Below are 26553 nucleotides of genomic sequence, written 5' to 3'. Positions count from 1 at the left end.
GGGGTCTCCGTCCGTTGTTGCGAGTGTGAAGTCACGATCCGGTCACCGTCGTTCCCGGCACGGCGCGCTGGCACTCGCCATCGTCGCTGGTGCGGGCCTCGCCGGCGGCTACGTCACCGTCCAGAAGGGTGCGACCGCGTCCGCCGAGGGGCACGCCGACACGGCCGAAGTCGCGCACACGCGCGCGGGCGCCGCCGGGCAGGGCTCGTCGGCTCAGCCCGACGCGGCGCCCAGCAGCACGGCGCCGGCTCTGCCGCCGAGTGTGATGCCGTTCAACGCGAAGCTCACGTCGAAGGACATCCCCGTCGAGGGCGGCGGCGTACGCGGCGGCGGCTGCAGCGGTTCGCTGATCGCGCCGGACTGGATCATCACGGCCGGGCACTGCTTCCACGACCTCGACGGCACCCGCGTCGGCGGCGCGCCGCAGTACCACATGACGGTGGCGGTCGGGAAGATCAACGACGACGACCCGCGCGGGCACGTGGTGCAGGCGGTGGACGTGCGCCAGTCGCCGGTCAACGACCTCGCGCTGGTCAAGCTCAGCGCCCCGATCACCGACATCGCGCCGCTGACGCTGCCGACCGGTCCGCCGAAGGTCGGCGAGGACGTCGACTTCGTGGGCTGGGGCTCGCTCTCGGCCACCGTCGTCGCCCCGGCCGACCACATGAAACGCGGCCACTTCGAGGTCAGCGACATCCGCCACACCGAGCTCGACATGAGCCCCCGGGAGGCGCGCACCGTCGAGAACAGCCCGTGTCACGACGACTCGGGCTCACCGTTTTTCGTCCCCGAGGGCAACCAGAAGGGCCGGCTGGTGGCGGTCGAGGACAACGGCCCGGACTGCCCCCAGCCCGGCGTGGAGACCACCGCGCGAGTGGACACGATCCTCGACTGGATCCACGAGCAGATGAGCTGAGTCAGGCGCTGAGCTGCCGGGCCCGGTGGTCGGCGACGTTGACCCGGGTGCCGCACCGCGTCGAGCAGAAGCGGCGGCGGCCGTTGCGCGAGGTGTCCACGAACGCGATCCCGCAGCCCTCGCGCGCGCACAGGCCGAAGCGGTCGGGTGCTTCGCACACCAGGTGGGCGAGCCCGCCGGTCGAGTGCGCCTGCACGCGTTCCACGGCCCCGGCGTCCTCGCTCGCGTAGTGCAGGTGCGGGGGCTTGCCGTCGTGGCCGGAGATGTGCGGGCGCACGGCCGCGATGGCGAGCAACCGGTTCACGAGCCCGACCCGATCTGCGCTGCCGGCCGCGAAGACTTCACGCAGCCGCCGGCCCCAGTCGAGGATCCGGGCGCCTTCGTCGTCAGTGAGCCCGGTCAGCGTCATGCCGTGGGCGCGGCAGGTGTCCAGCACGTCGTCCGCCGGGACGCCGTCGTCCCGGACCAGAGTGGCCAGCGCCGCGGCCACCTGCGCGCCGGAGCCGCCGTAAGGGTTGAAGTGCACTGACTCATTACAGCACGATCGGGGCATGGATGAGAACCGTTGCCCCCGTTGTGACTGGCCGCTGGCCGAACTGCCCCCGTCCGCCGTCGTGCCCGGCTCGCGCGGCAGCCGGGCCGACTACGTCCGCTGCCTGTGCGGCAGCTGGGTCGCGCGGCTCGGTGGCGTCGTGGTCGGGTCGACGCGCCCGGCTACCAGTGGGCGGGCCGGCTGAGGCGTTCGGTGAGCCGGGTCGTGGCGTCGCCGCGGGCGGCGTTGACCTGCGACTGCGTGAGGAACAGGCACGCGGTGAGGTCCGCGCCGCGGACGTCGGCGTCGCGCAGGTCCGCCCCGATCAGGTCGGCCTGGCGCAGATCGGCGCGGCGCAGGTCCGCGGCGATGAGGTAGGCGCCGCGCAGGTTCGTGCCCCGCAGGTCCGCGTTCGCGAGCCTCACTCCGATGAGATCGGCGCCGCGGCGGTCCTTCTTCTTGCCGCGCACCCCGCCCCGCACGAGCCGGCTCGTGGCCTGCAGCAGCACGTCCACGCGGGCGCGCTGCCCGGCGACGTCCACGGCGAGCAGGGTGTCCGGGTCGGTCAGCGTCAGCGCTTGAGTCTCGCCGAGCGCGGTGTCGAGTTCGGTGTGCAGCTCCCGCGTGACGTCGAGGGACCGCGCTTCGGTGAGGTACCAGAGCAGTTCGTGCAGCTGGCGCATCACGGGCAGCGCGGCGAACATCTGCTTCGCACCGCCCGGTTCGCTGCGCCAGTCCCGCCCGCCGAACGTGATCTGTGAGATCTTCTGCCCGGCGCCGAAACAGTCGTAGACGGTGCAGCCGGAGAATCCCTTGTCCCGCAAGCGGTCGTGGATGCCGCAGCCGAACTCCGGCTCGAGATTCGGGCACGGGTCGCCGGCGGCCTTGTCCATCGCGAAGTCCGCGGAGCGGGTGAAGGTGAGGGCGACGCAGCAGAGCCCGAAGCAGCTGCTGCAGTCGGCGGTGAGCGGATCGTGGTGGGGCAAGTGTTCTCCAGGCTGCGGGGTTGCTGCCAGCGTATCGGCGGCGCTTTCGCCGCTCGGCGCGACGGGTGTGCAGCGAGCCGGGCGGGCCGTGGCTCCTCGGTCAGGGCACCCAACCGGCCGGTTTGTCCGGGGAGAAGTAGGCGGCGAACATGTCGAGGGCGGGTTCGACCAGGCGGGCGTACCGGCCCTCGTCGAAGCCGGCGTGCTGATCGTTGCCCAGCTGGAGCGAGCCGACGCCGGCGCCGAGGGCGATGAACAGCCCGACGCCCCGCTCCGAGGCGGCCGCCGGGTGCAGCTCGTGGCGGTCGACGGCCGCGGCGAACGCTCGCGTGGTCAGCTCCTGTACCGCCAAGCTGGGCCGATACGCCCGCGCCGACGGCTCGAACCCCGGCACCGCCGGGAGGAACAGCAGCTGGGACAAGGCCGGGTGGTCGACCGAGAACCGGACCGTGGCGGCGGCGATCGCGCGCAGGGCCGCCCAGCCCTCCGGCACGGCCGCGACCGCCGTCCGGACGACGTCCAGGTGCTGCTCCATTCCCCGTTCGAACAGCGCGTTGTACACCGCGAGCCGCGAGTCGAAGTACTGGTAGAGCGACGACTGCCGCAACCCCACCCGTCGCGCCACCTCCGACAGGTTGAGCGCGGCGGCGCCCTGCTCGGTCACGACGTCGAGCGCCGCGTCGAGGATCTCGTCGATCGCTTGCAGCCGCAGCCGCTCACGCCGGCCCGACGGTGGCGAAGCGTGGCGAGGGCCGCCGTCGGCGTCGAGGCCGGCCGAGCCGGGATGCGGGTTGAAAGATCCCATGACCTGCAGCGTAGACAACCCGATAGGGTATCGGCCACACTATGGCCTATCGGAACCGCCGTCGACGAGTGTCGAGAGGCCGGTCGAGCGGCGGTGAGAACGCATCAGCTCCCGGGAGGGGACGATGGGCGAGCTCACTCGCGACGAGGTGCACCGGCACGTCGAAGCCGACCCTCGGACGCTGTACGACCTGGTGTCGGACGTGACCCGGACGCCCGAGTGGAGTCCGGAGGTGATCGAGTGCCGCTGGCTCGACGGTGCGAGCAGTGCCGCGGTGGGCGCCACGTTCGTCGCCCGCAACAAGCGGCGCTGGTTCACCTGGTCGAACAAGCCGGTCGTCGAAGTCGCCGATCCGGCGCGGGAGTTCGGCATCCGCCGCACCGAACGCGGCGGCGGCATCCGGTGGCGGTACGTGTTCCGCCCGGATGGGACCGGTACCGCGGCGATCGAGTCCTACGAGGTCGTCGAATCCGTGCCGCGGGGCCTGCACGTGATCCTGCGGGTGTTCTTCGGGGTCCGGGATCTGGAGGCCGACCTCAACGCGAACATGCGCGTGAGTCTGGAGCGGCTTGCGCGGATCGCCGAACGAGAATCCGCCAAGGCCTGACTCGCCACGACCGCACGTCAGCCGGTGCCGGTGTCGTCGGGGAACCAGCTGGCCGCGACCAGGTCGACGGCGCTGCGTTCCGGGGCGCGGGCGGCGTGGTCGTAGGTCTGCTGGGTGGTGTCGATGCTGCTGTGGCCGACGTCGGCCTGCACGTGGACCAGCTGGGCGCCCGCTTCCACGGCAGTGGTGACGTAGAAGTGGCGCAGCGCGTGGGGGTGCATGGCGCCGGCGATGGGTTCGAGTTCGGTGCCGCCGGTGGCGGTGATGCGGCGGAGCAGCTGCCAGATCGCCTGGCGTTGGTAGCGGTTGCCGGTGCGGGTCTGCAGGAGAGGTGACGGTGGGGCGTGGCGCGCCTGCGTGCGGCGTTCGACCGTGGTCTCGCGTGAGGCGGCCGCGGTGTCGCGGGCGGAGAGGTAGCTCATGAGCGCGTTCTCCGCCGGGACGCTGAGGTAGACCACGCGCATCTTGCCGCCCTTGCCGAGCACGCGCAGGGCGCGGCGGCCGCGGGTGACGTGCAGGTCGGAGCGGTCCAGCCCGCACAGTTCGCTCACGCGCAGCCCCAGCGTGAACAGCGCGACCACGGCCACCGCGCGTGCCGTGTCCAAGGGACTCGCGCCGCGGCGGGGGGTGCCGGCGGCGGTGTAGAGGGCGCGGACCTGGCGCGTGGTGAGCGTGACGGTGCCGGACGTGCTGCTCGCGGCCGTGGCGAGGCCGAGCCGGCGGCGGTTGAGCGCGGCGGGGTTTCCGGTGACGAGGCCGGTGTCGGCGAGGTAGCCGTAGAGCGCTTTGACGGTGGCGAGCATCCGGTCGCGCGTCGCGGGTGCGGCGTCGGCGGTGGCGAGGGTGTCGAGCCAGCTCTTGACGTCGGCCGAGGTCGCGGCCATCGGATCGAGGCCGCGGGTGGCGCACCAGCGGAACCAGTGGTGCGCGCGCAGCCGGCCGCGGGGTGCGGGCGGGGGAGCGGTGACAGTGGCCGGGCTCGCGGTGAGGCGGAGTGCGTCGGCGTAGTGCAAGACGGCCGTTCGCCAGGTGTCGAGGTGACGGCCCGGTTCGGCCCACTCGGCGAGGTCGGCCGCCGTGACGGGGAGGCCGAGTCCTTCGGCGTAGGTGCGGCGGGTGGCCTGGTTGCCGTAGCCGGCGAGCCACTCTGCGATCGCGTCGAGCAGCGCGGCGGGGTCTTCGACGCCCGGCCAGACGTCGTGGTCGGCCGAGAGGGGGTACCCAGTTTTCGAGCCGGTTCCGAGGCTCACGATCTCACTCACAGCTGCCGGTTCCGTCACTCTCCGTCGACCAATCATCTTCTCGAGCAGCTTAGCAACAAAAGCTCTGTTCTGTAGCTGACCTGGGTATTAAGTTAGATAACTACAACCTCGGTTATGGGGTACATAACTAATCGGATAGGGTTCAGGAGTGACTGAAGGAGCTGTGATCGAGGACCGGACGGCCGCGCTGTGCGGGTTCAGGCAGTGCCGGGCGCCGTTGCCGCCGCCGGGGCCGCGCGGGGGCCGGCCGTTCGAGTTCTGTCCGGACCGCCGCTGGCCCGGAGACCGCACGTGCAAGCAGCTCGCCGCCGCCGACCAGGCGCTGCGGGAAGCACTGGGCGACTCGGTCTCCCACGCCGGGCTGACGGACGCGGCCGCGGAGTTCGTGCGCGCCGCCACGGAACTGGGCGGGCCGCTGCAGACGCTGCGCAACGCCCTCGACAGCGTCGCCGCCCGCGCGCAGGACGAAGTGACCTCCGCGCTCACCCGCGCCGAAACCGCGGAAGGCCGCGCCACCGAAGCCGACGGCCTGCGCCAAGCCGCCGAAGCCCGCGCGCTGGAGGCCGAAGAAGCCACCGCCGCCGCCCAGGCTCACGCCCAGGAACAGGCCGAGCTGGCGAAAGCCGCGCAGGAAACCGCCGCGCAAGCGGTGAAAGCCCGCAAGACGGCCGAGCTCGACCAGGCCCGTGCCGAAGCGGCCGCCACCGCCGCGGCCGAACGCGCCGACCAGGCCGCCACCGACATCCGCTCCGAACGTTCCCGTGCCGACGCCCTCGCCGCGGAGCTCGCCCAGCGCTCGGAGCAGCTCGCCGTCCGCACCGCCGAACGCGACGCCGCGCTCACGAACCTCGCGCAGGCCCGCGCCCGCGAGGAGGAGGTCCGCCGGGACCTCACGGGCCGGCTCGACCAGACCACCGAGACACTCGCCGTCGCCCGGGCTTCCCTCGGGGACCTGGAGCAACGCCTGGACGCTGCCCACCAGCACCAGCGCACGGAATCCGCTGCCTCAGCCGAAGCCCTCGCCGAGGAACGCAGCCGGGCCGCCGTCCTGGCCGGCCGGCTGGACGCGGCCCACGAACAGCTGACCCGCGCCGCGGAGCACCACAACGGCCTGCGATCCCGGCTCGAGCGCGTGCACCGGCTCGCGCTGGTGACCCCCACCGAGAACACCGACCTGCGCGCCGACCTGCTGGCGGAACTGCTCGACCTGCCCGGGGAAACCCCTCGGCCCTGACCGTGAAGTTTCACCCTCGCGCCGCATGGCCACCGTGGTGACTGCCCGCTCGGGCACCTGCCGCAGGCGGCCTGGACCGGCCGTTTTCCCTTGCGCGGCCAAGGGAAAACGCGAGCAGCATGCTGCTGCCGCACCGCGTGAGCAGCGGCCCGGCAGCTCTCGCGGAGCCCGCGCCGATGCCGTCTGACGTGCGCGTTCATGCCTTGCGGCCCCGACGGCACGCGCGGGACATTGGCCGCGGGGAATCGGACACGGGAGGCAGAACGTGACGACGGGACAGTCAGCACAGGCACAGACCGATCCGACCTTCTACCGCAGCCCCGGCGACGCGATCGCGGCCCCGCCGGAGACGCTCGCCTATGTCGTGGCGTTCGACCGGACGGCCGCCAAACCGGACGCCCTGGCGACGGTCGACGTGGATCCCGACTCGGGTACCTACGGCAGCGTGGTCGGCTGGTCGGAGCTGCCGGGCAGCGGCGACGAGCTGCACCACTTCGGGTGGAACGCGTGCAGCAGCGCGTTCGCGCACACCGGCCACGACACCGACGGCCTGCGCCGCCGGTTCCTGCTGCTGCCCGGGCTGCGTTCCTCGAACGTCCACGTCTTCGACACCCAGCCCGACCCGCGGCAGCCGGTCCTTCACAAGACGGTGACCGCGGCGGAGCTGGCCGAGAAGGCCGGGTACTCCCGTCCCCACACCTCCCACTGCGGGCCGGACGGGGTGTACTTGTCGTGCCTCGGCGCCGGCGAAGGCTCGGCCGGTCCGGGCGGCATCGCGCTGCTCGACCACGACACGTTCGACGTGGTGCGCGCGTGGGAGACCGAGCGGGGCCCGCAGTACCTGGCCTACGACGCGTGGTGGCACCTCAACCGGAACGTCCTGATCAGCAGCGAGTGGGGCACCCCCGCGATGATCGAGGACGGCATCGACCCGGAGCTGCTGCTGGGCCACAAGTACGGGCATTCGCTGCACTTCTGGGACCTCGCCGAGGGCCGGCACCTGCAGAGCGTCGACCTCGGTGAGCAGCACCAGATGGTGCTCGAGGTGCGTCCGTCGCACGACCCGGACGCCACGTGGGGGTTCGTCGGTGTGGTGGTGTCCACCGAGGACCTGTCGGCGTCGGTGTGGCGCTGGCACCTCGACGGCGACACCTGGGCGGTGGACAAGGTGATCACCGTGCCCGCCGAGCCCGCCGACGCCGCGGACCTGCCGCCGGCGCTGCGGCCGTTCGGGGCCGTGCCGCCGCTGATCACCGACATCGGCCTCAGCGTGGACGACCGGTTCCTGTACGTGTCGTGCTGGGGCATCGGTGAGCTCAAGCAGTTCGACGTCAGCGACCCGGCCCACCCGAAGGAGACCGGCTCGGTGCGCCTCGGGGGCATCACCGGGCGGGTGCCGCACCCGTCCGCGCCGTCGCTGCAGCTCTCGGGTGGTCCCCAGATGGTCGAGGTGAGCCGCGACGGTCGCCGGATCTACGTCACCAACTCCCTCTACGGCGCCTGGGACGACCAGTTCTACCCGGACGGTGTCGGGGCCTGGATGGCGAAGCTCGAGACCGATCCCGTCCGCGGCGGCCTGCGCGTCGACGGGAAGTGCTTCCTGCACGGCGAAGACTTCCGTGGCCTGCGGCCGCACCAGGTCCGGCTGGAGGGCGGGGACGCCTCGTCGGACTCGTACTGCTACCGCTGAGGGCCTTGGTCAGTTCGCGATTTCCGTGAAGGGCGAGTTGCAGAGACTGCACGTGATCGGCCCCAGCTCGAGAACCGACCGGGCGGCCCGGATGCGGCGCGGCTTGTCGCACCCGCACACCGCCGCCACGTAGTTCGGCCCGCCGCGGTGAGCGCCGCGGCCGTCCACCGGCGCGATCACGACCGGAACCGGTGCCGGCACGACGACGTCGGGCTGGTCGGGATCCGTGGGCAGCGGTTCCGGAGCCCGCGCGCGGACCGCGGCCTCCTGTTCGGTGTGCCGCCACACCGTCAACGCCCGTTCGAGAACGCGCAGGGAACCCGCGTAAGCGTCGATCGTCGCGGGCAGGGCGGTGGTGGCCGACCACCCGATCCGGTCCGCCTGCTCGGCCCGCACGCCCAGCTCGTGGGCGAGCGCCGCGAACCGCTTGTTGTGGTACCGGCCGTCGCTGACGTCGACGATGTCCCGGGTCGCGGCCAGGCCGTGCGCGGCTTCGTGCAACGTGGTGGCCAGGATTTCCGCGGCGGGGCGGCGCAGGCCTTCGGCACCGAGGAAGAACTCGGCGCGAGGGTCCTCGCCGGGGCCGACGTGCCAGCGGGAGCGGGCGAAGTGGCCGTGGATCTCGGTGGTGGTGCCCATCGTGCCGGACGCCAGGACGAGGATGGCGTCGGGCACGTCGGGGTGCCGGCTGCGGATTTCCGCCCACAGCTGTTCCATCGCGTGCATGACGCGGGTCGTCGGGCCGAGCTCGGGGGTCACGCCCGCGATCTTGCCGCTTAAGCGGTAAGCAGGCCACCGAGGGTGGGTAGTACGTCCTGCCTCGGGGCCTGGAAGCCGCCGATCTTCTGTTCGAGCAGTTCGGCCAGCCGCAGCGGGGTGCGGTCCTCGAACATCGGGCCGATGAGCTGGACCCCCACCGGCAGCCCCTCGGGGGACTGGCCCGCTGGTATCGCGGTGGCGGGCAGGCCGGGCATGGTGGCCAGGCCGGCCCAGACGAGCTGGTCGAAGTACGGGTACGCGGCGCCGTCGATGTCGATCCGGCGTTCGAGCGGATTGGGGTGGTGGTCGTGACCGAACGCCGGAGTCGGCGTGATCGGGCAGACCACGGCGTCGAACTCGGCGAAGAGCTGCCGCCAGCCGTGGCGGTGGAGCTCGCGGCGGTTGTTCACCTCGAGCCAGTCGCGGTGGCTCAACACCATGGCGCGCAACCGCGTCGCGTCGAGGCTCCGGTCGTCCGCGTTCAGTCCGGCCGCGCGGGTCTGCAGCTGCTCGTAGGCGTCGATCGGAAACCGTGCGACGGAGCCCGAAACCAGCAGCTGCATGTACAGCGTCGCGGCTTCGGCCAGGTCGGGCAGCAGCGGAGTTTGCCGTTCGACGCGGGCGCCGGGGTCGGAAAGTGCGTCGGCCACCCGGTTCACGCCCGCCCGCACCGCGGACCCGGTCGGGATGAGCGGGTGCTCGTCGAGGACCAGGACGCGGAAGTCACCGAGCCGTTCGTGGCGCGGGGGCGGCAGTGTCACGTTGTGCGCCTTGCCGTGGGTGAGCGGGTCCGGTCCGGCCATGACGTCGAGCAGGAGTGTGAGGTCACGGGCGGTGCGTGCCATCGGGCCGACGACGGCGAGGTCGAGGTCGACCGGCAAAGCCGGTGCCGGCGGCGCGACCATGCCACGGGTCGCGGCCAGTCCGAGTGTGGGTTTGTGCGCGTAAATGCCGCAGAAATGCGCGGGGGTGCGCAGTGAACCGGCGAGGTCGGAGCCGATGGACAGCGCGCAGAATCCGGACGCGAGGGCCGCCGCTGATCCGCCGGAGGATCCGCCCGCCGTGCGGTCGTGATTCCACGGATTGTGGGTGGTGCCGTAGATCTCGTTGAAGGTCTGGATGTCTTGCAGCCCCAAGGGCACATTGGTCTTGCCCAGCACGACCGCGCCCGCGGCCTTGAGCCGCGCCACCTGGACCGCGTCCTCGGCCGGCACGTAACCCCGGTGCTGCGGCATGCCCCAGGTCGTGGGCAGCCCGGCGATGTCGTAGGACTCCTTGACTGTCACCGGGATGCCGAGCAGCGGCCGGTCCTCGCCGCGAGCGCGCGCCTGGTCGGCATCGCGCGCGGCGGCTCGCGCACGGTCGAAGTCCGGCACGCAGATCGCGTTGATCACCTTGTCGTCGCGCTCGATCCGGGCGATCGCCTCGTCGGTCAGTTCCGCCGAGGTCACTTCACCGGCATGCAATGCGGCCGCCAGCTTTTCGGCCGGCTGAAAACTCCACTCCATGATTTCGACCCTAGGGGCCGCTCGAACAGGTCATAAAATGCCGATTCGCACAACGGGATACCCGGCCCGATTTCTCGTGCTCTCGGGTCACAGAAAATTCGCCGCGCGGTGCCCAGGGGTGCTGGACCGGATGCGGACCCTGGGCGCCCGCGACGTCGGTCAGCTGAGGTGCTTGATGACCTCGGCGAACGCGGCGAGGTGCGGTTCGAGCACGCTGATGTAGGTGGTGCCGAAGGTTTCGCGGTAGCGCTCCAGCCGCTCGGCGATCTCGCGCGGCGAGCCGACGAGCACGCCGGGCAGCTGGGTGAGCTGTTCGTCGGGCAGGCCGCTGGCCTGGCGGATGATGCCGAGGTCGAGCTCCTCGACGCTGTCTCCGACGGCCGCGACGAACAGGTTCAGCTCGATGTCGCCGAAGCGGTCGCCCGCGGCGTCGCGCAGCACCTGCACGCGGTGGGCGAAGGCGTCTTCCGGGGCGGTGCCAGGAGTGACGCCGGCCATGATCGAGAAGCTGAAGATGTCGGCTTCACGGCCACCGAGCGCCACCATGCGGTCGCCCGAGCCGGACAGCATGATCGGCGGCACGGGCGCACCCGTTTCGGCGGCGAGCAGTTCGCGCGTGGCCTTGAGCGTGGACTCCAGCTTGCGGATGCGCTCGCCGCCGGAGCCCATCGGCACGCCGGCGGCCTCGAACTCGTTGGGCATGTAGCCGGTGCCGAGGCCGAGCTCCAGCCGGCCGTCGGTGAGGCGCTGCACGTCGGCGACGTCGCGGGCGAGGTAGGCGGGGCTGAGGACGCCGGCGTTGAGCACGTAGGTGCCCAGCCGGATGCTCGTGACGTCGGCTGCCGCGACCAGCGCGGGGAACGGCGAGGCCATGCCGAGGTGGTCGGGGACCTGGAGCACGTCGTAGCCGCGGTCCTGCACTTCGCGGGCGCGGGCGCGCCAGTCCGTGCGGGAACCGACGTTGAGCAGGGAGACCCCGAAGCGGAAGGGGTGGTTCGTCATAGGGGCGGATCCTTCGCATGCGAACGGACGGAGAGAGCCGGTACGGCCTGCGGCTCACACGTACGCCACGCTAGCCCCGTTCACCGCCATGATCGAGATCACGGGATTTCGGAACCCTTACCGGTGACGCGGGGCTCGCGCAGGTGGTCGAGGACCCGCCCGAGCTGGTCGACGAACTGCACGCGCTCGGCCGCGAGCAGGGGTGCGGTGAGCTCGGCCTGCACGTCGTCGAGGGTCCGGGTCATCGCGGCGAGGTGGGTGCGGCCCGCGCCGGTGAGGGTGACGACGTTGCGGCGCCGGTCGGCCGGGTCGGGGGCGCGCAGCACGAGGCCGCCGGCCTCCAGCTCGCTGACGGCCTCGACGACGTAGCTGCGGTCGATGCGGCAGCGCCGTCCGAGCGCGGCCTGGCTCGCGGGGCCGAACTCGTCGAGCGCGGCGAGCAGTGCGTAGTGGTAGCGACGGAACCCGGCGGCGTCGAACGCCTCGCCCACCAGCCGCGTGACCTGCGTGGCGAGCTGGGCGACGAGCCAGCTGGGCCGGCTGCGCAACAAGATGGGGACGCGGTCGTCCGCCGGAGTGTCCATGGTGGAAGCGTAATCAGCGGCCCGCACCGGCACCGCCGCTCGGCCCTGACCCGTGCCGGCGAGCAGAGCGCCTCGCTGGTGTTTGGTCCTTCTCGATGGCGGCGGCGGAGACGAGCGTCGCCGCGGTGAGGCTGCCCCAGAGGGCGGCCGGGCCGTGGGCGGCGAGCGCGGTGATGACCGCCGGGGAGACGGCGAGGCCGAAGCCCGTGGACAGCTGGAAGCGGGCGAGGGCGCGGCCCAGGACCGGTACCGGGGCCAGGGCGGTGACGAGCGCGGTCGCGCTGCCGGCGTAGATGATCTCGCCGAGGGTGCAGACCACGGACACCGCCGCGACGGCCGGGGCTCCCCAGCCACCGCCCAGTGACGTGGCCGCCAGAAAGCCGAGGTAGGACCCGGTGATCACCACACCGGCGAGAGCCAGCACGGTGCGCCGGGAGAAGCGGGACAGCAGGACGGTGACGGGAACCTGCAGGGTGACCACCAGCACCGTGTTGGCGACGAAGATGGCTGCCGGCCACACCGGGGACGCGTGCAGCTGTGTGACCAGGACCAGGGGAAGCGCGACTTCGGGGACGTTGAGGCAGAAGACGTAGACCACGTTGGCGGCCAGCACCGTGCGCATCCGAGGTGCGGGCCGATCGGCCCCGTCGTCGGCCGGAGCAGCGGCGGGATGCGCGCGGATGTGCACCGACCACGCCAAGGCCGCCGCGGCGAGGTAGGCGAGTCCGGTGACGGCTGCCAGCGCCTGAAGTGCGGTGGTGCCGCCGGTCAGGCATGCGGTGGCGAGGAGGGCGCCCGCGCCGAGGCCGGCGTTGCGCAGTGCGCGGCCTCCCGCGAGTGCCGCGTCCCGTTCCCAGCCGTGGGAGACCGTGGCCACGAGGGCGGCGTGGGCGGCCGGCCAGGCCTGGTTGCCGATGCCGAGGAACAGCGCCGCCGTCGCGAACAGCCAGACGTGCCCCGCTGGGGCGGCGAGCAGCAGTGCCACGCCCAGCACCCGCACCAGCATCGACGTCGCCACGGCCGTGCTGCGCGCGCCCCGGTCCAGCCAGCGGCCGACGGCGGGCATGCACACCAAGCCCGCGACGGCGCCGACGGTCATGGCGATGCCGGTGACCGGCGGGGAGAGCCTGAGCACCGTCACCCCGTAGAGCAACAGGAAGGGCCGCAGCAGGCCGGTGCCGAGCGCGTCCACGGCCAGGGCGACGGCGTAGCGGGGTCCGCCGGAGGCACGGACGAGGACGCCCGGCCGGATCTTGGTGGTGGTTGCCATGGCGTCCACGGTGCGGCCGGCCGCCGGGATCACCGCGTCGGTTGACGGACCCCGTCAATCGACGCGGTCTCCGGCCGTCGGACCGGCGAAGATGAGGGGATGACGTTGAGGATCGACATCGGCGGCCTGCCGTCCGGGGGTCTCCGGTTCGCGGCGTCGCCGCTGGCCGAGCTGACCGCGATGCTGCACGTGCTGGCCGAGCCCGGGCATCACCCGCAGCTCGCCGGCTGGGCGGGCGAGGTGTGGGCGGGGCTGCCGCCGGAGCTGGCCGAGCGGCTCAGGGAGGCGGAGTTCCTCTGGCGTTCCTCACGAGCCGACTTCCTGGTCCCCGCGCGGCCCCGGCCGACCCTCGCCGAGGAGCTGGACGACGTGGACCGGATCGACGACGAAACCTACGTGACGGCCGCGCTCATCACCACGTGCGGCAGCAACCGGGTCCACTTCTCCGGGCCGTCACCGCTCGCCGACGCGACGGCGCGCGAGCGGGCCCTGGACCTCGCTCAAGCCCGTGGCGCGCTCCAAGAGGCTTTCGCGGAACGGCTGCTCGCGGACCCCGCAGCCGTGCGGGCCCGGGTGCGCCACACCCTCGAACAGTGCGCCGAAGCGTTCTTCGGCGCCGCCTGGCGGGGCGTCGCCGCGCAGCTCGCCGCCGATCTGCGGCTGAAGAACGATCTGCTGAAGCGCCAGGGTACCGGGGCGGCGCTCGCGTCGGTCTCCGGCGCCGTCACCCTGGCTCCGGACGGCAGCTGCATCATCGTGGACAAGCTGCAGGACAACGCGACCGCCGCCCGCGACACCGGGGTCACGTTCCTGCCCAGTGTCTTCGGCCGCCCGCACCTGGTGGCGATCCACGCGCCCGGGTGGCGGCCGGTGGTGCAGTACCCCGTCGCCGCGGCGAGCCCGTCGGCGCCGGTCTCGCTGGAAACGGTCACGCTCCGGCTGGAAGCACTCGCGCATCCGGTGCGGCTGCGGCTGCTGCGCACCCTGGCCCGCGGCCCGCACACGACCGGCGAACTCGCCCACGCCTGGGAGCTCTCGCCCCCGGAGGTCTCCCGCCACCTCGCCGTCCTGCGCCGTGCGGGCCTGCTCACGACCCGCCGGCACGGCCGGTACGTCCGCTACACCCTCAACCTGCCCGATCTGACGGCGCTGGGGACCGATCTGCTGGCGGCCGTCCTGCGCTGAGCGGCTTCGGCCCGGGTGATCGCCGGGAGCGAACCGGCCACGCCGTGAGCGAACGGCGCCCCCACGGCCGCGCCCGCGCTCCTACGTTCGGGGCGGACAGGGATCTCGCACCGAGTGAGGAGAAGACGATGACGCTGACGGTGGTTCCCGAAATGCACGCGGCGGGGCAGCAGCCGAACGAGTCGGTGTACGAGCAGTTGCTGCGCGACCGGATCGTGTTCCTGGGCACGGAGGTGACCGACGAGGTGGCGAACCGGATCACGGCGCAGCTGTTGCTGCTGGCCGCGGATGACTCGGAGAAGGACATCACCTTCTACCTGAACTCGCCCGGGGGTTCGGTCACGGCGGGGATGGCGATCTACGACACGATGCAGCTGGTGAAGCCGGACGTGGCGACCTGGGGGCTGGGGTTCGTGGCGTCGATGGGGCAGTTCCTGCTCTCGTCGGGCACGCCGGGCAAGCGGCACCTGCTGCCGAACACGCGGATCGTGATGCACCAGCCGTCGGCGGGGATCTCGGGGGCGGCGACGGACATCGCGATCCAGGCCGAGGTGTTCGGGAAGATGAAGCGGCGGATCGCGGAGCTGACGGCGGCCCAGACGGGGCAGTCGGTGGAGCGGATCACCGCCGACGCCGACCGTGACCGGTGGTTCGACGCGCAGGAGGCGCTGGCCTACGGGTTCGTGGACCACATCGTGGGTGCGGCGCGGGTCGCCACGGCCTGAGATCGTCCGGGGTGGACCGGAGCCGGTTTCACCTTTGCCGTGCGGTGCCGCGGCCCGGGCGAGCGGCGACGATGGTGGCCGGTGCGGGCGCGGGCCCGTCCGGTCATCTCGTGGCACGGGCTCGGGCTCGGGGAGGAGCACCCTGGTGATGCGGTCGTCGAAACGGGTCCCGTCTCGCAGAAGACTCCTGCTCGCGCTGATCGCGGGCGTGGTTGTGGCGGGTTGTTCGGCTCCGGCGGAGGAGCCCGTCAGCGTTCCGGCCACCGACGGTCCGGTGGCCCAGCAGTTGAAGAGTGCGGTGAGTGACGCCGGCGCGGTCGTCCACCTGCAGGCGTTGCAGCGGATCGCCGACGAGAACGGCGGCAATCGGGCGTCCCCGGGCCCGGGATACGACGCGAGCGTCGACTACGTGGCCGGTGTCCTGCGGGCTGCCGGTTACCAGGTGGACACACCCACTTACGAGGGGTCGCGGCAGCGGGGCACGATGCGCAACGTCGTCGCCCAGACTCGCACCGGCAGCCCCGACCACGTGGTGGTGGTCGGGGCTCATCTGGATTCGGTGAAGGAGGGGCCGGGCATCGTCGACAACGGTTCGGGTGTGGCGGCGCTGCTGGAGATCGCGAAGCGGCTCGGTCCTTCGGCGGCGTTGCGCAACGCGGTGCGGTTCGCGTTCTTCGGGTCCGAAGAGGACGGTTCCCAGGGCTCGAAGGCTTACGTGCGCGGGCTTTCCACCGAGGAGCTCGGCAAGATCCTGCTCTACCTCAACGTGGACATGATCGCTTCGCCGAACGGCGGGTACTTCGCGCAGGGCGGGGTGGGTGACGACCGGTCCGCGTCGGGTCCGCCCGGTTCGGCCACCGTCGCCGGCGTCCTCGCGGGCCAGCTGAAGCAGACCGGGGTGGAGCCGCAGATCATCGAGTTCGTCGGCGACGACGAATCGGCGTTCGTCGAGGCCGGGATCCCGTCGGGTGGCGCGGAAAACGGTGACCGCAAGCGGAAGTCGGAGCCGCAGGCCCAGGCGTGGGGCGGGTTGGCCGACGAGCGGTACGACCCGTGTTATCACCGAAGCTGTGATCGCCTCGACAACGTCAACCAGGTGGTGCTGAGCCACTACCTCGACGCGATCGCCGGGACGGTCGCCCACTTCGCGACGTCGGCGACCTCGAACCTCCGGTGACGGGCTCCGGCGGCGCGGTCAGGCCGGCACGCGCGTGCGGTACTGCTGGGGGCTGCGGCCGTATTCGCGTTTGAACGCGGCGCTCAGCGCGAACGCGCTGCCGTAGCCGACTTGGCGGGCGATGGCGCCGATCGTGGTGTCGGGTTGCTGGCGCAGCAGGTCGGCGGCGAGGGCGAGGCGCCACGCGGCCAGGTAGGCCATCGGGGGTTCACCGACGGTCGCGGTGAAGCGCCGGGCCAGGGCGGCGCGGGAGACACCGGTGCCGGCGGCGAGCTCGGCGACGGTCCAGGGGTGTGCGGGCCGGTCCTGCAGCAGCCGCAGCGCACGGCCGGCGACCGGGTCGTCGTGGGCGCGGTACCAGGCCGGCGCGGGCGAGCCGGGGCGGGCGAACCAGGTGCGCAGGGCGGCGATGAGCAGCAGGTCCAGGAGCCGGTCGAGCACGGCTTCCTGGCCGGGCACGTCTCTGCCGATCTCGGTCGCGAGCAGCGGCACGAGCGCGTTGTCCCAGTCGGCCGCGCGCACGAGCAGGGTCTGCGGCAGGGCGGCGAGCAGCCGTCGCGACACTTCGCCGACGCGGGGGTAGGTGCCGGTGAGCAGCACTGTGGTGCCGCCGCCCGGTGTGCCCCAGGTGCGGACGCCGACGTCGACGAGGTCGACGAGGTGCTCGCCGTCGGGGGCGCGGCATTCCTGGCCGGGCAGGATCACCGCCTGCGGTGGGGTGGCCGGGTCGTCGGCGAACAGGTACGGCTCGGGGCCGAGGACGACCGCGATGTCCCCGGCGCCGAGGTGTGTGGCGTCGTCGTGGTCGGGCACGAGCCAGGCCTCGCCGGTCACCACGGCCACGACCGTCAGCGGGGCCTCGTCCTCGATGCGCAGTGACCACGGTGGCGTCAGGACCGAGCGGAGCAGGAAGGCCCCGTGCGCGCGGGGCCCGTCGAGGAGCGCGGCGAGCGGATCCATGCGAGCAGTGTAGACGCTGGAACATGGGATCGAGCCGATGAACCATGGAGAGTCTCATTCATCGGCGCTTCACTGGCTCTCATGACGAAAACAACTCTGGTTCTGGGTGGTACGGGCAAGACGGGGCGCCGGGTGTCGCAGCGGCTGGCTGCGCGCGGTGCCGAGGTGCGGGTGGTCTCGCGGGGCAGCGAGCCGCGGTTCGACTGGGCGGACGACATGACGTGGGCGCCGGTGCTCGACGGCGTCGGCTCGGTGTACCTGACGTTCTATCCCGACCTCGTGGTGCCGTGGGCGGCGCCGGTGATCCGGGCGTTCTGCGCGGAGGCGGTGGCGGCCGGGGTGGAGCGGATCGTGCTGCTGTCCGGGCGGGGCGAGGAGGACGCGGCGGTCAGCGAGCAGGTGGTGCGCGAGTCGGGCGCGGCGTGGACGGTGCTGCGGGCGAGCTGGTTCTTCCAGAACTTCAGCGAGCACTTCTTCCTCGAGCCGGTGCTGGCGGGCGAGATCGCGTTGCCGGCCGGGCAGACCACGGAGCCGTTCGTGGACGCCGACGACGTCGCCGACATCGCGGCCGAGGCGCTGACCACGGGTGCGCTCGACGGCCGCACGCTGGAGCTGACCAGCCCGCGGCTGCTGACCTTCGGCGACGTGGCCGGGGAAATCTCCGCCGCGATCGGGCGGGATGTCCGCTATCGTCCGGTTTCGGCGGACGAGTTCGTGCGGCTCGCGACCGACGGCGGGGTGCCCGAGGACGAGGCGCGGGTGCTGGTCGAGCTGTTCGCGCGGGTGCTGGACGGGCGCAACTCGCACGTGACCGGCGACGTGGAGCTGGTGCTGGGGCGCCCGGCGCGCGATTTCGGCGATTACGCGCGCTCGACGGCGGCGACGGGCGTCTGGACGCGGTGAGCCGCGCCGGCTGGGGAAGGGAGCACGGCATGTCCACGGTGTCCGGGGTGGTGCTGGTGGTCGCGATCGTCGCGGCGGGGTTGATCGCGGGGTTGTTCTACTCCTACGCGGTGTCGGTGATGCCAGGACTGGCGCGCGCGGACGACCACACGTTCGTCACGGCGATGCGCGAGATCAACATCGCGATCGTCAACGGCTGGTTCCTGCTCACGTTCCTCGGCGCGCCCCTGCTGGCGGCGGCCGCGGCGGTGCTGGATCTGGCATCCGGCGGGCGCGGGGCGCTGCCGTGGCTGATCGCCGGGTTCGCGCTGCTGCTGGCGATGATCGTGATCACGGCGGTGAAGAACATCCCGATGAACAACGCGCTGGACCGCGGCACGGCGCCGCTGGCCGAACTGCGGGCGCGGTTCGAGACGAGCTGGGTGCGGTGGAACCTGCTGCGCGCGTTCGCTTCGACGGCCGGATTCGCGTGCTTGCTCGGCGGGTGGCTGGCGCGCGGGACCGGCTGACGCGATGCTCAAGCCGGTCCCGCGGCGCGCTCGTCAGTCGGCGACGCGGAAGTACAGGTCGGTCTCCCACTTCGTGGCGTCGGGTTCCACTCGCGGGTCGGTGCGGTAGACCTCGAGGCGCCCGGTCCAGTGCTCGCCGTCGGCGGCCTGGGTGCGGTCCCAGCGCACGCCTTCGGCCGCGCCCCACTCGAGCAGTTCGGCGGTGGCGGCGACGAGTCCGTCGGGTGCGCCGTAGTGGGTGGCCAGCACGTACTTCCCGCCGGGCACGACGTCGTTGCGGTACTCCTCGCCCAGCTCGACCGGCGCGGTGACGGGCACACCGGCTTCCACCGTCAGGCTCGCCATGTCCGAGCCGATCACGAGGTAGCGGAAGAACGGCGCGCCCGCCGGCGCGACCTCGCGTTCGGCGAGGGCGCCGACGATCGTGGCGATGCGGTGCGCGACCTCGCGCAGCCCGTCGAGGCCGACGGTCGCGCGGTAGCCGACGTAGGGCTGGTCTTCGCGCTCCACCAGGGACGGCATGGGGTTCTCCTCTGGGTTCGGGTCAGCCCAGCATGGGGCGGACTTCGATGGTGCCGTACGCGGCGGCGGGGTGGCGGGAGGCGATTTCGACGGCCTCGTCGAGGTCGGCGCAGTCGATCATGACGAAGCCGCCGATCTGTTCCTTGCTCTCGGCGAACGGGCCGTCGGTCAGCAGGACGTCTCCATCGCGCACGCGGACGGAGGTGGCGGTGGCCGGCGGGTGCAGGCCGCCACCGCCGACGAAGATGCCGCGGGCGAGCAGGTCGTCGGACCAGCCTCCGCACCCGGCGATCTTCTGTTCTTCCGTGGGCTCTTCGCCGGCGATCATGAGCAGGTAACGCATGAGCGGTCTCCTAGGCGTGGGTGAGGACTTCGGTCAGCCGGGTGGCGAAGGGGCCGGGCTCGCCGGCGAACCCGCCGTGGTCGCCGGGGAACTCCACGGCTTCCTGCCCGAGCGCGCGGGCGAGTTCGAGCCCGGCGGTGTGGGCGGGGGTGCCGGCCGCGGCCTTGCCGACGGCGACGACGAGGCGGGTGTCGGTGGCGCGCAGGGCGTCGAGGTCGGGTTCCCAGGCTCCGATGGCGGCCATGAGGTGGCCGAAGAAGAAGGCGAAGTTGCCCTGCATCCGTTTGCCCTGCTCGATTTGCTCGGCCGAGGGGTGAGCCGGTGGCGGCGGCACGTCGAAGCCGGAGGCGGCCATGAACGCGCCGAGCGCGGCTTCGATGCCCTGCTCGCGGTAGATCGCCGGGATGTCGGGGAACTCGGCGAGCATTTCGCCGAGGTAGCGGCTGATCGGCGGTTCGTGGGCGACCAGGGTCGCCACCTCGCCCGGGTGGCGCCGGGCGTGCTCCAGCATCGTGATCGCGCCGCCGCTGTTGGCGAACACGTGCGCGGGCCCGCCGCCGATTTCGGTGAGCAGGCGGTGCACGTCGTCGGCGTGCTCGCCGACGAGGTCGCGGCCGGGTTCGCCGGCGATCGGGCTGCGGGAGATGCCGCGCGGGTCGAAGGTGACCACGGTGTAGTGGCCGGTCAGGTGCGGGCGCAGGCCGGTGAACGCCGTGGCGTCGGCGGGTCCGCCGGGCACGAGCAGCAGCACGGGGCCGTCGCCGTCGACGTCGTAGGTCAGCTCGGCGCCGGGCACGCGCAGGGTCTTGGTGATCATCGCGGTCCTTCCGGTTCACGGGTCGGTTCGTCCAGCCGACGAACGGGCGGCGCCGGGACCGACACTCCGGCGCGGGATTTTTCGGGCGATGTTTCGGCGAGCCTGCGCCGCAGGTAGCTGCGCTCGGCGTCGGTGCGGGTGAGGTCGAACGCGTCGGTGTATGCGGCGTGGGCTTCGGCGGTGCGGCCGAGGCGGCGCAGGAAGTCGGCGCGGGTGGCGGGCAGCAGGTGGTAGCCGGCGAGCGTGCCGCGGGCGGTGAGCTCGTCGGCGAGCGCGAGGCCGGTCGCGGGCCCGAAGGCCATCCCCGCGGCGACCGCGTGGTTGAGCTCCACGACGGGGGTGGGCAGGTGCCGGCGCAGCTCGCGGTAGAGGCCGGCGATCTGGGCCCAGTCGGTGTCGGCGGCGCGGGCGGCGGTGGCGTGGCACGCGGCGATCGCGGCCTGCACCTGGTACGGCCCGGGGCTGCGGCGGCGCAACGCGGCTTCCAGCAGGGTCGTGCCCTCGATGATCGCGGCGGCGTCCCAGCGGCCGCGGTCCTGTTCCTCCAGCGGCACCAGCTCCCCGTTGCCGGCGACGCGGGTCGCGCGGCGGGCGTGCTGCAACAGCAGGAGCGCGAGCAGACCGGTCGCCTCGGGTTCGTCGGGCATCAGGTGCACGAGCACGCGGGCCAGGCGGATCGCTTCGGCGGCGAGGTCCGGTCGTTGCAGGTCGGGTCCGGCGCTGGCGGTGTAGCCCTCGTTGAACAGCAGGTACAGCACGCCGAGCACGGCCGCGGTGCGTTCGGGCAGCAGGTGCGCGGGCGGCACGCGGTAGGGGATGCCGGCGCTGCGGATCTTGCGTTTCACACGCACGAGCCGCTGCGACATCGTGGCCTCCGGCACGAGGAACGCGCGGGCGATCTCGGCGGTGCTGAGCCCGGCCAGGGTGCGCAACGCGAGCGCGACCTGGGCTTCGACGGCGAGCGCCGGGTGGCAGCAGGTGAAGATGAGGCGGAGGCGGTCGTCGGGCACGGTGGTGTCGTCGGTGGGTGGTTCGTCGGGGACGATCATGCGCGCGGCCTCCCGGAGCTTGCCCGCTCCGACGGCGTCGCGGCGGATCCGGTCGACGGCTCGGTTGCGGGCGGCGGTGGTGAGCCAGGCCCCGGGTCGGGTCGGGATGCCGTCGCGCGGCCAGGTGCGCACGGCGAGGGTGAAGGCGTCCTGGGCGCACTCCTCGGCGAGGTCCCAGTCGCCGGTGATCCGGATGAGGGTGGCCACGACCAGCGACCACTCTTCCCGGAACGCCCGCGCGACGGCGGCCTCCACCGCGGCGTCCCGCCCGTGCTCCTCCACCCGTGCTCCCTCCGGTACCGGCTCGCTCGTACCCGCTCGACGATCGGGCATGCGCGAAACCGACACCTGGTGCGAACCTAAACCGGGGGACCGACAGTCTCCAGGCCTTCAGCGGCGCTCGACGAGCAGCGTCACCCCGTCGAGGATGCGGGCGAGGCCGAAGCGGAAGTGGTGCTCGGGGTTGGACGCGGCGTTGTGGGCCTGGCCGGCGGCGGTGCCGACGCGGCTCGCGCGCGGGAAGTTCGCGGCGTCGGCGGCGGGGATTTCGGTGAGGACGGGCGCGCTGCGTTCCCACCACTCGGCGTCGGTCAGGCCGGTGCGGCGCGCGAGCCGGACGGCGTCGATGGAGCCGCGCGCGGTGCCCTGCACGAGCCCGATGACGAGACTGACGACGGCGTCGAGCTCCAGCTCGTCGAGGTCGAGGCCGTCGAGTGCGCTGAGCTCGCGTTCGTACTTGGCGAAGGTGTTGGGTCCGAGCGGCGGGCGGCCGGTGGTGATCTGCAGGAGCCAGGGGTGGCGGTGGTAGAGGCGCCACAGGTCCTCGGCCACGGCGGTGAGGGCGTCGCGCCAGCCGGTCGAGGGCAGTTCGGCGGTGAGCTCGCCGTGGGCGTCGTCGAGCATCAGGTCGATCAGCTCGGCGTGGCCGGGCACGTAGGTGTAGAGCGACATCGGGGCGACGCCGAGCTCGTCGGCGACGCGGCGCATGGTCACGGCCTCCAGCCCGTCGGCGTCGGCCAGCCGGGTCGCGGTCGCGACGACATCGGCGACGGTGAGCTTGGGTTTCGGCCCGCGCCGCGGCGGCCCGGGGACGCCCCAGAGCAGCTCGATCGTGCGCCGCGGGTCGCCGCCGCCGGTGTACTCCGTGCTCATCCGCGTCATTCTGCCCTGTATTTCCTCGTACGTCGTACAGAGTTCTGGTAACGTCGGCGGACGGCGTCCGAGACCGACGGGAAGGGGAGTCGTGGGGAGCGCATCGCCGGGGGAGGCCGTCGTCGTCGAGCCGGGTTTCGTCGCGTTCTGGCACCCGGACGGCACGACAGCGGTGGGACCGGGCGAGCGGGGACCACTCGACGTGGTGCTGCGAGACGGTCCGCGCACGGTTCCGGCGCGGCGGGTCCCGGTCGCCGACGCCGTCGAACTGCTGGGCCGAGCCCGCGGCGACGCGTCGGCCGAGTTCTGGTCGATCGCCGCGCAGGCGGGGACGCGCCTGGCCGAGGCCGGATGGACGGGACCGCTGGCACCGGAGGAAGAGCAGTGGCTGCGCCGGCTCGCGGACGCGATGCCGCCGCACGCCCACGCCACCCCGTTGCCCGGTGACCCGGCCCGGCTGCCCGAGCCGTTCCCGCTGCTGCTGCGGTTCCTGCGTGACGTCGCCGGCCTCGCCGCCACCACGCGGGTGTCGCTGCGGCTCGAATCGGACGACCTGGACGACGGTCGGTTCCGCGCGGTGGTGCAGGTGCACGGCGACACGCTCGTGGATGCGGCGGAACTGTGGCGAACCGGTGCCGAGGCGGTCCGCCACGAGGTGCTGCTCCTGCTGCGGCGCTGCGCCGAGGTGTGGCCGGCGCTCGCGCCGCTGCTGGCCGCGCCCGTGCCCGCGGAGGTGGCGCTGCGCGACGACGACATCCGCGAGCTGCTCGGTGACGCCGCCGGCCGGCTGGCCGAGCTCGGCGTCGCCGTCCACTGGCCCGCCGAGCTGGCCGGGCTCACGGCCCGCGCCGTCGTGCGCCCCGGTGCCGCGCCGGACGACGTGCCGGCGTTCTTCGGGGGCGGCCGCGCGCTGGAGCTCGACTGGCAGCTCACCCTCGGTGGCACGCAGTTGTCGGCGGCCGAGCTGGACGTGCTCGCCGAGGCCCGCCGGCCTGTCGTGCGGCTGCGGGATCGGTGGGTGCTGCTCGACCCGGCGTCGGCGAGCCGCGCCCGGGAGCGGGCGCTGAAACCCCTCGCGCCCGTCGACGCGCTGGCTGCTGTCCTGGCCGGCACGACCGAAGTGGACGGTGCCGAGGTCGAGCTCGTCACCGACGGCTGGCTCGCCACCCTGCGCTCCCGGCTCGCCGAGCTGCCCGGACCGGCGCCGCAGCCCCCGGGTCTGACCGCGACCCTGCGTGACTACCAGCTGCGCGGCCTGCACTGGCTCGACACCGTCACCTCCCTGGGCCTGGGCGGCTGCCTCGCCGACGACATGGGCCTGGGCAAGACGCTCACCCTCATCGCCCTGCACCTGCACCGCGCCACCGGCCCGACACTGGTGGTGTGCCCGGCATCGCTGCTGGGCACGTGGGAAGCCGAGATCCACCGCTTCGCCCCGGGTGTGGCCGTGCGGCGGTTCCACGGCGGCGCGCGCTCGCTCGACGACCTCGACGGGTTCGTCCTCACCACCTACGGCACGCTGCGCGCGGACCCGGCGCCGCTGGCCGCCGTGGCGTGGGAACTGCTGGTGGCCGACGAGGCCCAGCACGTGAAGAACCACCGCTCCGGCACGGCGAAAGCGCTGCGCACGCTGCGTTCGACGGCTCGGGTGGCACTGACGGGCACGCCGGTGGAGAACACGCTGTCGGAGCTGTGGGCGATCCTGGACTGGACCACACCGGGCCTGCTCGGCACGCTGGCGGAGTTCCGCGCCCGGTGGGCGAAACCCGTCGAGTCCGGCGCCGATCCCGCCGCGGCGGCACGGCTTTCCCGGCTGCTGCGGCCGTTCCTGCTGCGGCGGCGCAAATCCGACCCGGGGATCGCGCCCGAGCTGCCCGCGAAGACCGAGACCGACCGGCCCGTGGCGCTGACGGCCGAGCAGGCCGCCCTGTACGAGGCGGCCGTGCGGGAGCTGCTGGCCGAAGTCGGGGCGAGCGACGGGATGGCGCGCCGCGGCCGGATCGTCAAGCTGCTCACCGCGCTCAAGCAGATCTGCAACCACCCGGCGCACTACCTGGCCGAAGGCGACGACGCGCCGCTGTCCGGCCGGTCCGGCAAGCTGGAGCTGCTGGACGAGCTGCTCGACACGATCCTCGCCGAAGACGGCGCGGTGCTCGTGTTCACCCAGTACGTGGTGATGGCGCGGCTGCTGCAACGCCACCTCGAGGACCGTGGGATCCCCAGCCAGCTCCTGCACGGCGGTACTCCCGTCGCCCGGCGCGAGGAGCTGGTCCGCCGGTTCCAGGACGGCGCCGTGCCGGTGTTCCTGCTGTCGCTGAAGGCGGCCGGGACGGGCCTCACGCTCACCCGCGCCGACCACGTCGTGCACTACGACCGCTGGTGGAACCCGGCCGTCGAGGACCAGGCGACCGACCGCGCGTACCGGATCGGGCAGACGCGGCCGGTGCAGGTGCACCGGCTCGTCGCCGAGGGCACCGTGGAGGACCGGATCGCCGCACTGCTGCGGGAGAAACGGGCGCTCGCCGACGCCGTGCTCGCCGGTGGGGAAGCGGCGTTCACCGAGCTGACCGACGCCGAGCTCGCCCAGCTCGTGCAGCTGAGGAGGCCGGCGTGACCGACCGCGTCCGAGGGTTCCCCGCGTTCCCCGCGCGCGAAGGCCGAGGGCCGTTCGCGCGCACGTGGTGGGGCCGCGCGTGGCTGCGGGCGATGGAGGACACGGCCCTGGATCTGCGGCAGCTGCGGCGCGGCCGCCGGTACGCCGTCGCGGGCCTGGTCGGGCCGATCACCGTGAGCCCGGGCCGGATCGCCGCGACGGTGGACGACACCGATGGCGGTCCGTTCCGCACGAGCGTGCGCCTGGCGGAACTGTCCACAGCGGACTGGGACGTGCTGCTGGGGCGCGCCGCCGACCGGGCCGGGAACCTCGCCGCGCTGCTCGACCGGCACCTGCCGACCGAACTGGCCGACGACGTGCCGCTGCTGCCCGGCATCGGCGACCTGGACCCGGAGTGCGACTGCCCCGGCTTCGAGCTGCCGTGCCGGCACGCGGCCGCGCTGTCGTTCCAGGTGTCGTGGCTGCTCGACGCCGACCCGTTCGTGCTGCTGCTCGCCCGTGGCCGCACCGAACGCGAGGTCCTCGACGAGCTCGGGCAGCGCACCACCCGCCCCGCCGACGGCATCCTGGCCGCCGACGCGTATGCGCGGGTGGTGCCGCCGTTGCCGGACCTGGCCGAGTTCAGGCCGGTGCCGCGTTAGGCGTGGGTGCCGCCGTCGATGCGGATCTCGGTGCCGGTGATGAACTCGCCGTCGTCCGACGCCAGCATCGCCACGACGCCGGCGACGGACTCCGGGCGCCCGACCGGATTGCCGACGGGCGTCGCGAGGTCCGTCGGCAGGATCGGCAGGAGCTTGCCGAACAGCGCCCAGTCCACGTCCTGCGGCATCCAGGTGCCCGCGTTGTCGGTGATACCGCTCTTCACGCTGCCCGGCGCGACGCTGACCGCGCGGACGCCCTGCTTGCTGTACTCCAGCGCCAGCGAGTGCGTGAATGCCTGGATCCCGCCCTTGCTCGCCGCGTACGCCGCCATGTACGGGTGGGCGAACGCCGCGGAGGTGGAACTGAAGTTGATCACCACGCTCTTCCCCGTGGCGATCAGCGCGGGCAGCGCCTCGCGCGTGACCAGGAACGTGCCCGTGAGGTTCACCGCGACGATCCGGTTCCAGAACTCCAGCGACGTCTCGTGCGTGTGGGAGGCCTGCAGGATGCCGGCGGCGTTGACGAGCACGTCGAGCCCGCCGAGGTGCTCGATCGCGGCCGCGGTGCCCTTCACCACCGACTGCTCGTCGGCGACGTCCATCACGAAGGTTTCGAGCCGTGGGTCGCCCGCCAGCTCGGCCGTGCCGGCGATGGTCTCCGCGGACACGTCGGTGGCCACCACCCGCGCCCCCTCTTCCAGCAGACGCAGCGTGGTGGCGCGGCCGATGCCGGAACCGGCACCCGTCACGAGGATCCGGCGATCGTGCAAGCGAGTCATGCTGCTCCCTCAGGTTGCTCCG

28 protein-coding genes are annotated in these 26553 nt (G+C 72.8%); 12 read left to right on the top strand and 16 right to left on the bottom strand.

Features of this window, described 5'->3' with window-relative positions:
- The first annotated feature begins 25 nt into the window (after positions 1 to 25).
- Positions 26 to 916: a trypsin-like serine protease gene (locus tag ACFY1H_RS08715; RefSeq protein ID WP_386945546.1), complete on the top strand. Its 891-nt coding sequence runs from the start codon at positions 26 to 28 to the stop codon at positions 914 to 916.
- Position 917: 1 nt separating this feature from the next.
- Here the strand turns inward: ACFY1H_RS08715 and ACFY1H_RS08710 are convergent, their stop codons facing one another.
- A complete protein-coding gene (locus ACFY1H_RS08710) occupies positions 918 to 1442 on the bottom strand; it encodes a CGNR zinc finger domain-containing protein (RefSeq protein ID WP_386945544.1) in 525 nt (174 codons plus the stop codon).
- Between the two features lie 25 nt (positions 1443 to 1467).
- On the opposite strand from ACFY1H_RS08710, the gene ACFY1H_RS08705 reads away from it, so the two are divergent.
- Positions 1468 to 1653, top strand: coding sequence for a hypothetical protein (locus tag ACFY1H_RS08705; protein ID WP_386945543.1), 186 nt, complete (start codon positions 1468 to 1470; stop codon positions 1651 to 1653).
- On the opposite strand, the gene ACFY1H_RS08700 is transcribed toward ACFY1H_RS08705, so the two are convergent.
- Entirely contained in the window at positions 1631 to 2434 is an 804-nt protein-coding gene (locus tag ACFY1H_RS08700; RefSeq protein ID WP_386945542.1) for a pentapeptide repeat-containing protein, read from the bottom strand. The genes ACFY1H_RS08705 and ACFY1H_RS08700 overlap by 23 nt on opposite strands.
- 100 nt (positions 2435 to 2534) lie before the next feature.
- Positions 2535 to 3239: a TetR/AcrR family transcriptional regulator gene (locus tag ACFY1H_RS08695; RefSeq protein WP_386945541.1), complete on the bottom strand. Its 705-nt coding sequence runs from the start codon at positions 3237 to 3239 to the stop codon at positions 2535 to 2537.
- 124 nt (positions 3240 to 3363) lie between these two features.
- Here ACFY1H_RS08695 and ACFY1H_RS08690 point away from each other — a divergent pair, with 124 nt between their 5' ends.
- Positions 3364 to 3846: an SRPBCC family protein gene (locus ACFY1H_RS08690; protein WP_386945539.1), complete on the top strand. Its 483-nt coding sequence runs from the start codon at positions 3364 to 3366 to the stop codon at positions 3844 to 3846.
- Between the two features lie 17 nt (positions 3847 to 3863).
- On the opposite strand, the gene ACFY1H_RS08685 is transcribed toward ACFY1H_RS08690, so the two are convergent.
- Positions 3864 to 5108, bottom strand: a complete 1245-nt coding sequence (locus ACFY1H_RS08685; RefSeq protein WP_386945538.1) for a tyrosine-type recombinase/integrase — start codon at positions 5106 to 5108, stop codon at positions 3864 to 3866.
- A gap of 148 nt (positions 5109 to 5256) precedes the next feature.
- Here ACFY1H_RS08685 and ACFY1H_RS08680 point away from each other — a divergent pair, with 148 nt between their 5' ends.
- Positions 5257 to 6342 carry a response regulator receiver protein gene (locus ACFY1H_RS08680; RefSeq protein WP_386945537.1) on the top strand — a complete coding sequence of 362 codons (1086 nt, stop codon included), beginning with the start codon at positions 5257 to 5259 and terminating at the stop codon, positions 6340 to 6342.
- Positions 6343 to 6607: 265 nt separating this feature from the next.
- The gene (locus ACFY1H_RS08675; protein ID WP_386945535.1) at positions 6608 to 8032 is read left to right on the top strand and encodes a selenium-binding protein SBP56-related protein; all 1425 of its coding nucleotides are present in this window, start codon (positions 6608 to 6610) and stop codon (positions 8030 to 8032) included.
- Positions 8033 to 8041: 9 nt separating this feature from the next.
- Here ACFY1H_RS08675 and ACFY1H_RS08670 read toward each other — a convergent pair whose 3' ends face one another.
- The 5 genes from ACFY1H_RS08670 to ACFY1H_RS08650 form a co-directional block, all read right to left on the bottom strand.
- Complete coding sequence (locus tag ACFY1H_RS08670) at positions 8042 to 8791, bottom strand: hypothetical protein (protein WP_386945533.1); 750 nt, start codon at positions 8789 to 8791, stop codon at positions 8042 to 8044.
- A gap of 17 nt (positions 8792 to 8808) precedes the next feature.
- Positions 8809 to 10299, bottom strand: coding sequence for an amidase (locus ACFY1H_RS08665; protein ID WP_386945531.1), 1491 nt, complete (start codon positions 10297 to 10299; stop codon positions 8809 to 8811).
- Between the two features lie 159 nt (positions 10300 to 10458).
- A complete protein-coding gene (locus ACFY1H_RS08660) occupies positions 10459 to 11301 on the bottom strand; it encodes a TIGR03621 family F420-dependent LLM class oxidoreductase (protein ID WP_366576047.1) in 843 nt (280 codons plus the stop codon).
- A gap of 98 nt (positions 11302 to 11399) precedes the next feature.
- A complete protein-coding gene (locus ACFY1H_RS08655) occupies positions 11400 to 11885 on the bottom strand; it encodes a MarR family winged helix-turn-helix transcriptional regulator (protein ID WP_386945529.1) in 486 nt (161 codons plus the stop codon).
- Between the two features lie 13 nt (positions 11886 to 11898).
- Positions 11899 to 13155, bottom strand: coding sequence for an MFS transporter (locus tag ACFY1H_RS08650; RefSeq protein WP_386945528.1), 1257 nt, complete (start codon positions 13153 to 13155; stop codon positions 11899 to 11901).
- A gap of 99 nt (positions 13156 to 13254) precedes the next feature.
- On the opposite strand from ACFY1H_RS08650, the gene ACFY1H_RS08645 reads away from it, so the two are divergent.
- The 3 genes from ACFY1H_RS08645 to ACFY1H_RS08635 all read left to right on the top strand — a co-directional run bounded on the left by ACFY1H_RS08645 (position 13255) and on the right by ACFY1H_RS08635 (position 16242).
- Positions 13255 to 14340, top strand: coding sequence for a DUF5937 family protein (locus ACFY1H_RS08645; protein ID WP_386945526.1), 1086 nt, complete (start codon positions 13255 to 13257; stop codon positions 14338 to 14340).
- A gap of 128 nt (positions 14341 to 14468) precedes the next feature.
- The gene (locus ACFY1H_RS08640; protein ID WP_366576054.1) at positions 14469 to 15065 is read left to right on the top strand and encodes an ATP-dependent Clp protease proteolytic subunit; all 597 of its coding nucleotides are present in this window, start codon (positions 14469 to 14471) and stop codon (positions 15063 to 15065) included.
- Between the two features lie 298 nt (positions 15066 to 15363).
- Complete coding sequence (locus ACFY1H_RS08635; RefSeq protein ID WP_366576056.1) at positions 15364 to 16242, top strand: M20/M25/M40 family metallo-hydrolase; 879 nt, start codon at positions 15364 to 15366, stop codon at positions 16240 to 16242.
- Positions 16243 to 16260: 18 nt separating this feature from the next.
- On the opposite strand, the gene ACFY1H_RS08630 is transcribed toward ACFY1H_RS08635, so the two are convergent.
- Positions 16261 to 17202, bottom strand: coding sequence for an AraC family transcriptional regulator (locus ACFY1H_RS08630; protein ID WP_386945523.1), 942 nt, complete (start codon positions 17200 to 17202; stop codon positions 16261 to 16263).
- An 81-nt stretch (positions 17203 to 17283) separates the two neighbouring features.
- Between ACFY1H_RS08630 and ACFY1H_RS08625 the strand changes: the two genes are divergently transcribed.
- Entirely contained in the window at positions 17284 to 18105 is an 822-nt protein-coding gene (locus ACFY1H_RS08625) for an NmrA family transcriptional regulator (RefSeq protein WP_366576059.1), read from the top strand.
- Between the two features lie 29 nt (positions 18106 to 18134).
- On the top strand, positions 18135 to 18614 hold the full coding sequence (locus ACFY1H_RS08620; protein WP_366576061.1) for an anthrone oxygenase family protein: 480 nt from the start codon (positions 18135 to 18137) through the stop codon (positions 18612 to 18614).
- Between the two features lie 33 nt (positions 18615 to 18647).
- Here ACFY1H_RS08620 and ACFY1H_RS08615 read toward each other — a convergent pair whose 3' ends face one another.
- From ACFY1H_RS08615 to ACFY1H_RS08595, 5 genes are all read right to left on the bottom strand, one after another.
- Positions 18648 to 19136 (bottom strand): GyrI-like domain-containing protein, encoded by a 489-nt coding sequence (locus ACFY1H_RS08615; protein WP_366576063.1) that lies wholly within the window; start codon positions 19134 to 19136, stop codon positions 18648 to 18650.
- 22 nt (positions 19137 to 19158) lie between these two features.
- Positions 19159 to 19479: a YciI family protein gene (locus tag ACFY1H_RS08610; RefSeq protein ID WP_366576065.1), complete on the bottom strand. Its 321-nt coding sequence runs from the start codon at positions 19477 to 19479 to the stop codon at positions 19159 to 19161.
- Between the two features lie 10 nt (positions 19480 to 19489).
- Complete coding sequence (locus tag ACFY1H_RS08605; protein ID WP_366576067.1) at positions 19490 to 20296, bottom strand: alpha/beta hydrolase; 807 nt, start codon at positions 20294 to 20296, stop codon at positions 19490 to 19492.
- Positions 20293 to 21627: an RNA polymerase sigma factor gene (locus ACFY1H_RS08600; RefSeq protein WP_366576069.1), complete on the bottom strand. Its 1335-nt coding sequence runs from the start codon at positions 21625 to 21627 to the stop codon at positions 20293 to 20295. The genes ACFY1H_RS08605 and ACFY1H_RS08600 overlap by 4 nt, the downstream gene beginning before the upstream one ends.
- 108 nt (positions 21628 to 21735) lie before the next feature.
- On the bottom strand, positions 21736 to 22506 hold the full coding sequence (locus tag ACFY1H_RS08595; RefSeq protein ID WP_366576071.1) for a TetR/AcrR family transcriptional regulator: 771 nt from the start codon (positions 22504 to 22506) through the stop codon (positions 21736 to 21738).
- A gap of 82 nt (positions 22507 to 22588) precedes the next feature.
- Between ACFY1H_RS08595 and ACFY1H_RS08590 the strand changes: the two genes are divergently transcribed.
- Positions 22589 to 25111, top strand: coding sequence for a DEAD/DEAH box helicase (locus ACFY1H_RS08590; RefSeq protein ID WP_386945520.1), 2523 nt, complete (start codon positions 22589 to 22591; stop codon positions 25109 to 25111).
- Complete coding sequence (locus ACFY1H_RS08585) at positions 25108 to 25752, top strand: SWIM zinc finger family protein (RefSeq protein WP_386945518.1); 645 nt, start codon at positions 25108 to 25110, stop codon at positions 25750 to 25752. Before ACFY1H_RS08590 ends, ACFY1H_RS08585 begins: the two co-directional genes overlap by 4 nt.
- Here the strand turns inward: ACFY1H_RS08585 and ACFY1H_RS08580 are convergent.
- The gene (locus ACFY1H_RS08580) at positions 25749 to 26531 is read right to left on the bottom strand and encodes an SDR family oxidoreductase (RefSeq protein WP_366576077.1); all 783 of its coding nucleotides are present in this window, start codon (positions 26529 to 26531) and stop codon (positions 25749 to 25751) included. The genes ACFY1H_RS08585 and ACFY1H_RS08580 overlap by 4 nt on opposite strands.
- Positions 26532 to 26553 lie beyond the last annotated feature (22 nt).

It is taken from the genome of Amycolatopsis sp. NPDC001319, assembly GCF_042896185.1.
Classification (GTDB): Bacteria; Actinomycetota; Actinomycetes; order Mycobacteriales; family Pseudonocardiaceae; genus Amycolatopsis.
Note: the sequence above shows the minus strand (reverse complement) of the source record. Positions and strands in the feature narration are given on the sequence as shown.